Source organism: Paractinoplanes globisporus DSM 43857 (genome assembly GCF_000379645.1).
Lineage (GTDB): Bacteria > Actinomycetota > Actinomycetes > Mycobacteriales > Micromonosporaceae > Actinoplanes > Actinoplanes globisporus.
This window is the reverse complement of the sequence record NZ_KB903316.1, coordinates 126,419-136,721: the sequence shown is the minus strand read 5'-3', so window position 1 is coordinate 136,721 and position 10,303 is coordinate 126,419. Positions and strand designations below refer to the sequence as shown.

Genomic DNA, 10,303 nt, shown 5'->3' with positions numbered 1-10,303 from the left:
CGAGGATTCTGCGGCCGGTGGTCTCGGAGTCGATGGCGCAGCGGCCAGTGGTGCCTTGCCCGGCGGTTCTGCGGCGTCAGGCAGCGTCACGGCTGGTGGGCCCGCGCCCGGCATTGCCCCGGCTGGCGGTCCCGCGGTTGGCGGTCCCGCGGTTGGCGGTCCCGCGGTTGGGGGTCCCGCGGTTGGGGGTCCCGCGGTTGGGGGTCCCGCGGTTGGCGGGCGTGCGGTTGGCGGGCGTGCGGTTGGGGGTCCCGCGGTTGGCGGGCGTGCGGTTGGCGGGCGTGCGGTTGGGGGTCCCGCGGTTGGCGGGCGTGCGGCTGGCGGGCGTGCGGGTGGCGGCGTCAGCGCGGGCGGTGGCCCGGAGGGTAGCGGCGCTGGGGCGGGCCACGCCGCGGCGGCCGGGTATGCGGTGAGCCGGTTTGTGCCGTTTGCGGATGTGGCGGGGGCGTCGGCGAGCCGGAACGGTCGGCGGTCGTGGGAGATGAGTCTGCGGGACGGGGGCACGCTCAGCGTTCGGACGGCGATCGACTCTGACGAGCTGCCCGGTGGGTGGTCGGCGCTCGACGACGCGGTGGCCTTCCTCACAAGCACCCGCTGACACATCTGTCCCGGCGTCCGGTTCGTGGTGTTCGGGGACCGCGGAATCGGGCGTGGTCGCAGACTGCGCTCAAACCGGCATCCTTCGCCCTGAACTCTCTGACCTGCGGATCCGTGGCTCAGAGAGGTTGCGTCTCATCCGCGACGAATGAGCTACGGGCTGATCACCTTGGGTCACAATAGCCTCAGTGGTTATTCGCTTGGCGTTTCCCGAAATGGGTAGTGAAGTGCCGGGACGCGGTCGGATGATCGGTTTGACGGGGGGAGGTCACCATGGATCGGGGGCCCGCGGCACTCTTCGGGGCGATCGTCGCGGTCGGACTGGGTCCGGCGATGTGGTTGGGGGTTCGGCTCGGCGCGGTTGATGTCGCGCCGGTGCGTCCGCCCGCCGTCGTCGGTGAGCACACGGCCGGGCCCGAGCAGTTGGTCGGCGGCGCGGGGGCCGGCGACAGTCCGCTCGGCGACGAGTCGACCGGAAAGGCCACGCCCCGCTCCAAGGTCCAGCGGCTGCACAATTCGCCGTCGCCGGCATCGTCCGCCACCAGCACGACGCCGCCCACGTCCACCTCGGCGTCGCCGAGCCCGACGCCCACGCGGAGCGACACGACCGAGCCCACGACCCCGCCCACCGAGTCGACCACCGGTCCCACCACGCCGCCCACCGAATCGACCACCGGGCCCACCGGCCCGCCCGACCCGCCGACGTCGTCCGGTCCCGGCGGCGGCCCGACCTACCCCGGCAACCAGCTGGTCGGCGACACCGGCGGCATCGCCGCCGGCGGCCCGGTCAACTAGCGCCGGGCCCCGCCGCTCCGACCACGGTCACCGGTGAGCGACCGGTCCCGGCGTAGCCCCCGGCGACGCTGCGGCGATCCGGGCACTGGCACCACCCAACCCGCAGGGCGCAACTCGGCTGGCGCCGCGCCGCGCTCAGTCCAGCCCGCCGTGGCGCCAGCCTGCCGCGGCGCCAGCCTGCCGCGGCGCCAGCCTGCCGCGGCGCCAGCCCGCCGCGGCGCCAGCCCGCCGCGGCGCCAGCCCGCCGCGGCGCACGGCGCGCGGCGCTCACCCCGGACTGATCAGGGCGTCGGTCGATCCCGCCGTCGGCACCGGCGCGGAGGCAATGGGCAGGTAGGTCGCGGCCAGGCCTCGGGCGGTTTCGGCGAAGCGGGCGCGTAACTCCGGCGGGTCCAGGACCTCGGCCTCGTCGCCCAGTTTGAGCAGCTCGATGTGGCCTTGCTTGATCGACTCGATGGGGACGGTGGTGATGAGCCAGCCGTCCTCGTCGGCGGGGCCGGCCAGGTCGCGGGCGGTGCGTGACATCTCCGGCGGGAAGACGAAGGCCATCATCCGCAGCGCCGCCTCGGTCATGCGTACGGTCGCGGTTGCGGTGTAGACGCTCTGCTCGTAGCGCGCGGCCCAGTCCTGCCAGAACCCGGCCAGGTCGAATCCCGAAGGCCGCACGGCGGTGGCGTCCAGCACCTCAGCCTCGAGGATGTTCGACACGCGGTAGGCCGTGGTGCGTTCCCGGGCGGTCGCCACCAGGTACCACCGCCCGGCCTTGAGCACCACGCCGAGCGGGTTCAGGGTGCGGGTCACCTCGCGCGGCGCCTTCCACCGGCGGTAACGGATCTCCAGCACCCGGGAGCTCCACACCGCCTCGGCCACCGTGGACAGGTGCGGCGTCGGCTCGTCACCGCGGAACCAGCCCGGTGCGTCGAGGTGGAACCGCTCGCGTACCCGATCGGCTCGGTCGGCCAGCTCGCCCGGCAGCGAGGCGCGCAGCTTGAGCTCCGCGGCCGCCAGCACCGAGCCGAGCCCCAGCTCCGCCGCCGGGCCCGGCATGCCGGCCAGGAACAACGTGCCCGCCTCGTCCCCGGTCATCCCGGTCAGCCGGGTGCGATAGCCGTCGAGCAGCTGGTAGCCGCCGGCCGGGCCGCGATCGGCGTAGATCGGCACCCCGGCCGAGCCGAGCGACTCCACGTCCCGGTAGACCGTGCGCACCGACACCTCGAGCTCGTCGGCGAGCTCGCGCGCGGTCATCCGGCCCCTTGTCTGCAGCAGCAGGAGGAGCGAGACGAGACGTCCGGCGCGCATCCCCGCACGCTAACCGGCGAACACGACGAAGGGGAGCCGAGGCTCCCCTTCGCGCGGCGCAATTGAAAGACGGGTCAGAGCGCGGACAGCCGGTTGAGCAGGTCGCGGTAGCTGCGCAGCTGGACACGGAGCTGCTCGGTGTCGTCCGAGTCGCCGCCGAGGGCGTCCTTCTGCGCCTTGAGCGCGTCGGTCAGCCGGTCGACCGCCTCGCCGACGAGGACGGCGGCGTCGTTCGTCGCCTCCTTCGGGCTGTCCACGAAGCGCAGCTGGATCTCCCGGAACCGCTCGGCGAACGAGTCGCCGTCGGTGAAGAGCCGGTCGAGAGCGGTGGCCGGCCCGCTGCCGGGAGTCGAGGCCGCGCTGTCGACGGGCACGGCGGCCGCGACCGGCGTGGCTTCCGGCTCATCCGCATCGGCGGCGGACGCCACCGGCACCGGCTCGGGCTCGACCGCCACCGGCGTCCCGTTGATCTCGGCCTCGGCCCGCTCCTCGTCGGCGCGTGCCTCCTCGACCGTCTCGTCGGCCTCCGCCGCGGCCTCGGCCCGGTCCCGGTCCGTTTCGTCCTCCACTCGCGCTTCCGACGTACCGGAAATGTCGGACTCGAGGGAATCGCCGGTGGCGGGCTCGACGGCCTCCGGGCTGTCGAAGGTGCCCTCGTCCCGGAGTGCGTCCTCGGCGGAACCGTCCGTGGAGTCGTGGTCCTCGTGGGTGGTCACGGACCCGTCCGGCCCATAGGTCGTCACCTCGGAGACGTCACGCCGCGACTCCGGCTCCTCCTCGGTCCCGTCCCGCTGCTCCTGCTCGGCGAGCTCGTCGTCCGGGCTGCCGTCCTCGGCGTCCGCCCGGGTCTCGGAGTCGGCCGCGGTGTCGCCCCACGTCGAGGCGTCGTCGCGGGTGGAGGTGTCGGTCTGCGTGTCGGTCGAGGCCTCGGCGGGGGTAGCCGTCTCGGTCGAGCCCGGCCCGTCGCTCCACGGCGACCCGGCCCGCTGCTGCGGCACGGCCACCGGGTCGGAGGTCACCACATCGGTGTGGTCACGGCCGTACTCCGGCTCGTCGGTGTTCTCTTTGGCGTCGTTGGAGAAGAACTTCATGGTCGATGACTCCCTCAGCGGCTGGTGTCGGTGGCGGCGTCGGTGTCGGCGGCCCTCCGGGGAGCGGGCGCCGGCTCATCGTCGGGAACGGAAGTATCGGGAACGGAAGCAGTAGTACCAGGAGTCGTCGATACCGGGTCAGCCCCCAGCAGATCGCCGAAGAGAACCCGATAGTGCACGAGGGCGAGCCGCAGGTCCTCGGTGCTCGCCGAACCGGCCGCGTTGCGCTCACTGATCTCGTGAGCCTCGCGGTAGTGCTGCAACGTGTTCGCGTGCTCGACCGACAGGTCGGCCAGCCGCTCGTCGTACTCCGCGGTGGGGTAGCCGCGCTCGGTGATCAGGCGGGTGACCAGGTCGTCGGCGGTGCCGACGGCCGCGGACGGGTCGTCCACGAACTGGATCTGCACCTCTTCCCACGCGGTGCGGTACCGCTGCTGGGATTCCGGTGTCAGCTCGATGAGCTCGAGATCCGCGTGCCGCTTCTCGCGCTCGCGCAGCTCCTTCTCGGCCTCGGTTCGGTTCCCGGCGTCGGCCACCACGCGGTCGTACTCCGGCCCGAAGGTGCTCTGCAGCTTTCTGCGCCGCCCGGCCTGCACGCCGTACACGATCGCGGCGATGATCACCAGGACGACGATGATCAGGACGATGGTGATTGTGGGGGACATCGGCCTCCTCCTTCTTCACCCCGGTTATTCCCACTCACCCTGGGTCGTCAATCCCCTTTGGTGCGACGGGTCCAATTGCCACCTGCGCGAGGCCGAGGCGGAGATCAACGGCTCTGTCACATGAACGACTTCGAAAGCGCATGCCAGATACCCAGGACAATGAGGACAGAAAGGGCATATATCGGCCGGTCGGGTGGTAGCTCAGGTTGAAGGTTTTACGTATCCTCCTCAAGGCGTACGCGGACGGTGACGGCCTGCACTGATGTAGCGAGGGCCGTCTCCGGGGGGAGCCTGATGAGAACCCGTAACTGGTCGATTCGATCGAAGATCATCACGATGGTGACGGTGCCGTTGACGGCCCTGCTCCTGGTGTGGTTGTTCCTGACCTGGTCGACAGCCGGCCCGGCGCTCAGCCTGCTCTCGGCCCGCACGCTCGCCGACAACGTGGGCAACCCGGGCGAGGTCATCGTCGGCGAGCTCCAGCGCGAGCGCCGCCTCTCGGTGCAGTACCTCGCCGACCCCAGCGCGACGCTGGGCCTGCTCACCGAGCAGCGCGCGGCCACCGACCGGGCGATCGACGACTTCCGCCGCGCGGCACAGGGCGGCGACGCCTGGCGCTCGGCCAGCGACACCCTGCGCACCCGGATCAACCAGATGTTCACCGAGCTCAACGTGCTGCCGTCGCAGCGCGCGCACATCGACCACCGCGAGCTCGACCCGATCGGCGCGCAGAACATCTACAACGGCATGGTCTCGGCCGGCTTCGACATGTTCGCCGCCACCGCCACCTTCCCCGACGACGAGATCGACCGGCAGGTCCGGGCGCTGGCCACGCTCGGCCGCGGTCAGGAGTACCTGAGCCGCGTCGACTCGCTGCTGGCCGGCGCGACGGTGACCGGCAAGTTCACCGACGACGTGCGCTCGGCGCTGGTGCAGGACGTGGGCACGGCGCGCTTCCTGCTCGGTCAGGCCGTCTCCGACATGCCCGAGTCCAGCCGCGTGGCGTACCAGAAACTCACGACCGGACCGGCGTTCACCCAGATCAACTCCATGATGGACCGGCTCATCTCGCAGAGCCGGACCGGACAGATCTCCCCGGTCGGCGCCGACAGCTGGCACGCGCCCTACACCCAGTCGGCCGAGCAACTGCGCGACTTCGAGAACGTCGCGATCGACGGCCTCGCCGAACGCGGCTCCTCCCTGGCCGTCACGATCCTGCTGCGCCTGGCGCTGGCCGCGGTCCTCGGCCTGATCGCGTTCGGCATCTCGGTCGCGATCTCGGTCAAGGTCGGCCGGTCGATGGTGGGCCGGCTGCGCCGCCTGCGCGGCGAGGCCCTCGAGATGGCCACCGAGCGGCTGCCCAACGTGGTACGCCGCCTCCAGCGCGGGGAGAACGTCGACGTCGAGGTCGAGACGCCCCCGCTCGAGTACGGCAAGGACGAGATCGGCCAGCTCGGGCACGCGTTCAACGACGTGCAGCGCACGGCCGTGCAGTCGGCGGTCGAGGAGGCCAACGTCCGGCGCGGTCTCAACGAGGTCTTCCTCAACATCGCCCGGCGCAGCCAGACGCTGCTGCACCGCCAGCTCGCTTTGCTCGACCGGATGGAACGGCGCGAGACGGAGCCGCAGGAGCTGGAGGACCTGTACCGCGTCGACCACCTGGCCACCCGCATGCGGCGCCACGCGGAGGACCTGGTCATCCTGGCCGGCGCCGCCCCCGGCCGCGGCTGGCGCAACCCGGTGCCGGTGATCGACGTGATCCGCGGCGCGATCAGCGAGGTCGAGGACTACAAGCGCATCGACATCCGCTCGATCGAGACCTCGGCGATCCTCGGCCGGGCCGTCGGCGACATCATCCACCTGCTCGCCGAGCTGTTCGAGAACGCGACCTCGTACTCGCCGCCGAACACCCGGGTGTTCGTCGCCGGACAGGTGCTGCCCAACGGGTACGCGATCGAGATCGAGGACCGCGGTCTCGGCATGACCCACGAGGCGATCGACGAGGCGAACCGCCGGCTGGTCGAGCCGCCCGACTTCGACCCCTCCGACAGCGCCCGCCTCGGCCTGTTCGTGGTGGCGCAGCTGGCCAACCGGCACGGTATCCGGGTCTCGCTGCGGCAGTCCGCGTACGCCGGCGTCACCGCGGTCGTGCTGGTCCCGGGCGACCTGGTGGTCACCACGCCCGACCAGATCGCGCTGCCCGGCGCGCCGTCCTCGTCCGGGTCGTGGGAGCGTCCGCTGGTCGGCTCGGGGACCGAGGACCGGCGCTCGCTGGCCGCCCTGCAGTGGCACGGCACGGAGAAGCTGCGCGAGATCACGGTCGCCGGGCGGCCGGTGGCGCTCACGGCGGCCCCGGAGATCGAGATCGCGACGATCGAGCCCGCGCCGGTCGGCGGACATCATCGGGCCGAGGTGCTCGGCGGTCCGGCGCCGTCCTCGGTGGCCGATGGGCTCAGCGCCGACGGTCTGGTGCAGCGCCGGCGCGTACGCAGGCCTGTTGATCTTGCAACCGCGACGCCGGAGAAAGCCGCGACGCCGGAGAAAGCCGCGGAGCCGGAATCCGAGACCACCGAGGACGGTCTGCCCAAGCGGGTCCGGCAGGCGAACCTGGTTCCGCAGCTGCGCCGCCCGGCCGGAACATTGCCCGACGAGCCGACCGTGCCGCTACGCTCGCCCGAGCAGGTTCGCAGCATCATGAGCGCGCTGCAGAAGGGCACCACCCGCGGGCGCGACGACGCGTCCCGGCTCGAGATCCCGAGGCAACGCGATTCTGAAGATCGCCCGAAGCCGGAGGAAACCGGCAACGGGGCATCACCCGGCGGCGCGTCCTTCGCGGATGCGGCTACCGTCAGTTTCCCGGCGATCGTGAACCTGGCGCTCGCCGAGAACAGCAAGGAGGCGGGGGCCGCCACCCCCGAGAACAACGATGTGACCAGGCCGGAAGAGGACACAGAGTGACCCAGACGACCAACCAGAGCGCGAACCTCACCTGGCTGCTCGACGATCTCGTCGAGCGGGTGCCCACCGCGCAGCAGGCGGTGGTGCTGTCGGCCGACGGGCTGTTGATGGGCGCCTCGGCCGGGCTCAAGCGGGAGGACGCGGAACACCTCTCGGCGATGGCGGCCGGATTCCAGAGCCTGGCCAAGGGGGCGAGCCGGCATTTCCGGGCCGGGCCGGTGCGGCAGACGGTGGTCGAGATGGAGTCGGCCTTCCTGTTCGTCACCGCGGCCGGTCAGGGGGCGTGCCTGGCGGTGCTCGCCTCCAGCGACGCCGATCTCGGCCTCATCGCGTACGAGATGGCGATGCTCGTCACGCGGGTGGGCCAGAGCATGAAAGCCCCCGAACGCACCGTGATCATGCCCACCGATGCCGGCTGACTCGATGCGCCCCGCGCACGACTGGCTCGACCACGATGCCGGTCCGGTGGTCCGTCCCTACACGATGACCCAGGGACGGGTGGCGCCCACCGGGGGCGAGATCGACATGATGGCGTTCGTGGTGGCGACCGCGTCCGAGGCTCAACCGGCCGGCCGGTTGCAGCCCGAGCACCACGCGATCGTCGCCGCGGCGTGGGAGCCGATCCCCGTGGTCGAGCTCGCCTCCACGCTCGACCTGTCGATCGGTGTGGTCCGGGTTTTGCTTGGTGATCTACGCTCGGCAGGACTTATTTCGATGTACGAACCCCCGGCGGCGTCCCGGCCGCACGATGTCGACGTACTCAAGGCGGTTGTCAATGGACTCCGTGCGCTCTGACCGCAACGGCGCGTCGTCGCGCATCCCGGTCGCGCTCAAGATCCTGATCGCGGGCGGTTTCGGTGCCGGCAAGACCACGATGGTCGGGTCGGTCAGCGAGATCCGCCCGTTGCAGACCGAGGAGATCCTCACCGGTGTCGAGGGCTCCGACGACGTGGGCGGCGTGGAAACCAAAACCACCACGACGGTGACGATGGACTTCGGCCGGATCACGATCACCGAGGACCTTCAGCTCTACCTGTTCGGCACGCCCGGGCAGGACAGATTCTGGTTCCTCTGGGATGAGTTGTCCCAGGGTGCGCTCGGCGCCGTGGTGCTCGCCGACACCCGCCGCCTCGCCGACTGCTTTCCCTCGATCGACTACTTCGAGCAGCGCGGCACCCCGTTCGTCGTGGCCGTCAACTGCTTCGAGGCCGAGCAGCGCTTCGCCGCCGACGCGGTGGGCCGGGCACTCGACCTCGACCCCGGCGTGCCGGTGGTGCTGTTCGACGCCCGCGAGTCGCTGGGCGCCCGCAATGTCCTGATCGAACTCGTCGAGTACGTGGCCCGCCGGCAGCTCGCCTCCGCCGGGTCCCGCTAGTCCTTCAGCGTCGGCGCCGGCGGGATGCAGATGAGCCGGTAGCCGAGCTTCCGAATGGTCCGCGGGTCCGCCAACCCGCGTTCGACCAGCTCAGCCGGGTACTGAAACGGGCCTCGCACGACCCGGTCGGCGACGATCCGCTGAGCGACCTCGGTCGGCATCCTCGTGGCCTGGGCCAGCTCGTACGCCCCGATCCGGTTGAGATCGACCAGCCCGCCGTCGTCGAAGAGCCGCCCCGGGAGGTCGGGCCGCCCGATGCCGATCTCGGCCGACCGGGCCGGGTCGAAGGCCGCGAACTGCCGGGCCTGTTCGCGCAGCGCCGCCGACCGGTCGTAGTCGCCGGAGCGCAGCGCCAGCATCACCCCGTGCAACGCCGCCGCCAGCGAGAGCGGGAGCAGCAGGAAGATCCCGAAGGTCTCGTAGCTGCTGAGATCCTGTGAGCTGGTCGGCGACGGGTCGACGGCGAGCGCGACCAGGCCGGTGAAGAAGAGGACGTAGTAGACCGCGGCGACGATGTACTGCTTCGTGTCGTGCCGCCGGATGGCCGCGTACAGGAAATAGCTACCCGCCCCGAAGCCGCAGGTCGCCAGCGGCGCGATAGCGGCGAAGAGCACCTCGATCACGGGCGCCCGGCGGGCAACAGGCTGGAAGAACGCCGGTTGGAGACGAGGAGCCGCCGCCACCGGATCGGGCGGCGGCACCGGCTCGGCCCGCAGGATCCGGCGATGTGCCTCCTGCATCCGCTCGCCGGGCTCGGCGCCGAACTCGTCCAGGAAGTACTCCCGGGCGTCCCGGAACACCGCCAGCGCCTCGGCCTGCCGCCCGGTCTGGTGCAGCGCCAGCATGAGCTGGGCCCGCAGCCCCTCGCGGAGCGGGAACTCCTGGACCAGCCGGGTCAGCTCGGGGATCAGCGTGGCCGCCCGGCCCTGCTCGAGCCCGATGTCGGCCCACGCCTCCCAGGCCGACGCGCGCGTGTCGGCGAGCCGGGCTCGCGCCGCGTCGAAGACCGAGCCGCCGAGGCCGGCCAGCGCGTCGCCGTGCCACAGCAGCAGCCCGGTGCGCAGCGTGCTCGCCGCCTCCAGCGGACGGTTGGCCGCTCGCTCGGCCGCGGCCCGCCGGATCGCCGCCTGGAACTCGTCGGCGTCGAGGACGCCGTCGGTGGTGCGCAGCACGTACCCGCTTCCGGTCAGCGCGAGCAGCTCGCCCGGCGTCCGCGGCGCCCGGTCGGGATCGAGCGCCCGGCGCAGGCCGGCCACGTACTTCTGGACCACGTTGGCGCCGTTCTCCGGCGGGTCGTCGCCCCACACGGCGTCGACGATCTGATGGGTCGGCACCGGCCGGCCCGCCTGCACCAGCAGGACGGCGAGGACCGCCCGCTGCTTGGCCGGCCCGAGATCGACCGGCACACCCCCGCGAAGCGCCCGCACCTCACCGAGGATCTCGAACCTCAACGGCGCGGGCGCACGGCCGTCGATCCCCACTGGACACCCCCCTGAGCAGCGCTTTCCCGCGACCGCAGCGAA

Annotated in this window: 9 protein-coding genes; 5 read left to right on the top strand and 4 right to left on the bottom strand. The window is 71.8% G+C overall.

All coding sequences use genetic code 11. The features are described 5' to 3' along the window. The first annotated feature begins 870 nt into the window (after window positions 1-870). The gene (locus A3CQ_RS0129960; protein WP_020514646.1) at window positions 871-1,392 is read left to right on the top strand and encodes a hypothetical protein; all 522 of its coding nucleotides are present in this window, start codon (window positions 871-873) and stop codon (window positions 1,390-1,392) included. A 267-nt stretch (window positions 1,393-1,659) separates the two neighbouring features. On the opposite strand, the gene A3CQ_RS0129955 is transcribed toward A3CQ_RS0129960, so the two are convergent. The 3 genes from A3CQ_RS0129955 to A3CQ_RS0129945 form a co-directional block, all read right to left on the bottom strand. Beyond that, the gene (locus A3CQ_RS0129955) at window positions 1,660-2,691 is read right to left on the bottom strand and encodes a helix-turn-helix transcriptional regulator (RefSeq protein WP_020514645.1); all 1,032 of its coding nucleotides are present in this window, start codon (window positions 2,689-2,691) and stop codon (window positions 1,660-1,662) included. Window positions 2,692-2,765: 74 nt separating this feature from the next. Continuing rightward, a complete protein-coding gene (locus A3CQ_RS0129950) occupies window positions 2,766-3,782 on the bottom strand; it encodes a hypothetical protein (protein WP_020514644.1) in 1,017 nt (338 codons plus the stop codon). A gap of 14 nt (window positions 3,783-3,796) precedes the next feature. Beyond that, window positions 3,797-4,447, bottom strand: coding sequence for a hypothetical protein (locus A3CQ_RS0129945; protein ID WP_020514643.1), 651 nt, complete (start codon window positions 4,445-4,447; stop codon window positions 3,797-3,799). A 294-nt stretch (window positions 4,448-4,741) separates the two neighbouring features. Here A3CQ_RS0129945 and A3CQ_RS54535 point away from each other — a divergent pair, with 294 nt between their 5' ends. Genes A3CQ_RS54535 through A3CQ_RS0129925 form a run of 4 tightly spaced genes read left to right on the top strand, consistent with a single transcriptional unit; the run spans window position 4,742 to window position 8,780 of the window. Next, window positions 4,742-7,405, top strand: coding sequence for a sensor histidine kinase (locus tag A3CQ_RS54535; protein WP_157296516.1), 2,664 nt, complete (start codon window positions 4,742-4,744; stop codon window positions 7,403-7,405). After that, a complete protein-coding gene (locus A3CQ_RS0129935; RefSeq protein ID WP_020514640.1) occupies window positions 7,402-7,824 on the top strand; it encodes a roadblock/LC7 domain-containing protein in 423 nt (140 codons plus the stop codon). The genes A3CQ_RS54535 and A3CQ_RS0129935 overlap by 4 nt, the downstream gene beginning before the upstream one ends. Next, window positions 7,814-8,200 (top strand): DUF742 domain-containing protein, encoded by a 387-nt coding sequence (locus tag A3CQ_RS0129930; RefSeq protein ID WP_020514639.1) that lies wholly within the window; start codon window positions 7,814-7,816, stop codon window positions 8,198-8,200. The genes A3CQ_RS0129935 and A3CQ_RS0129930 overlap by 11 nt, the downstream gene beginning before the upstream one ends. After that, on the top strand, window positions 8,181-8,780 hold the full coding sequence (locus A3CQ_RS0129925) for a GTP-binding protein (protein WP_020514638.1): 600 nt from the start codon (window positions 8,181-8,183) through the stop codon (window positions 8,778-8,780). The genes A3CQ_RS0129930 and A3CQ_RS0129925 overlap by 20 nt, the downstream gene beginning before the upstream one ends. On the opposite strand, the gene A3CQ_RS57790 is transcribed toward A3CQ_RS0129925, so the two are convergent. Beyond that, entirely contained in the window at window positions 8,777-10,261 is a 1,485-nt protein-coding gene (locus A3CQ_RS57790) for an AfsR/SARP family transcriptional regulator (protein ID WP_051115389.1), read from the bottom strand. The two genes, A3CQ_RS0129925 and A3CQ_RS57790, sit on opposite strands and share 4 nt — an antisense overlap. Window positions 10,262-10,303 lie beyond the last annotated feature (42 nt).

Coding starts and splice junctions, on each gene's coding strand:
- A3CQ_RS0129960 (WP_020514646.1), top strand. CDS start 871: ATGGATCGGGGGCCCGCGGCACTCTTCGGGGCGATCGTCGCGGTCGGA.
- A3CQ_RS0129925 (WP_020514638.1), top strand. CDS start 8,181: ATGGACTCCGTGCGCTCTGACCGCAACGGCGCGTCGTCGCGCATCCCG.
- A3CQ_RS0129945 (WP_020514643.1), bottom strand. CDS start 4,447: ATGTCCCCCACAATCACCATCGTCCTGATCATCGTCGTCCTGGTGATC.
- A3CQ_RS0129955 (WP_020514645.1), bottom strand. CDS start 2,691: ATGCGCGCCGGACGTCTCGTCTCGCTCCTCCTGCTGCTGCAGACAAGG.
- A3CQ_RS0129950 (WP_020514644.1), bottom strand. CDS start 3,782: ATGAAGTTCTTCTCCAACGACGCCAAAGAGAACACCGACGAGCCGGAG.
- A3CQ_RS54535 (WP_157296516.1), top strand. CDS start 4,742: ATGAGAACCCGTAACTGGTCGATTCGATCGAAGATCATCACGATGGTG.
- A3CQ_RS0129930 (WP_020514639.1), top strand. CDS start 7,814: ATGCCGGCTGACTCGATGCGCCCCGCGCACGACTGGCTCGACCACGAT.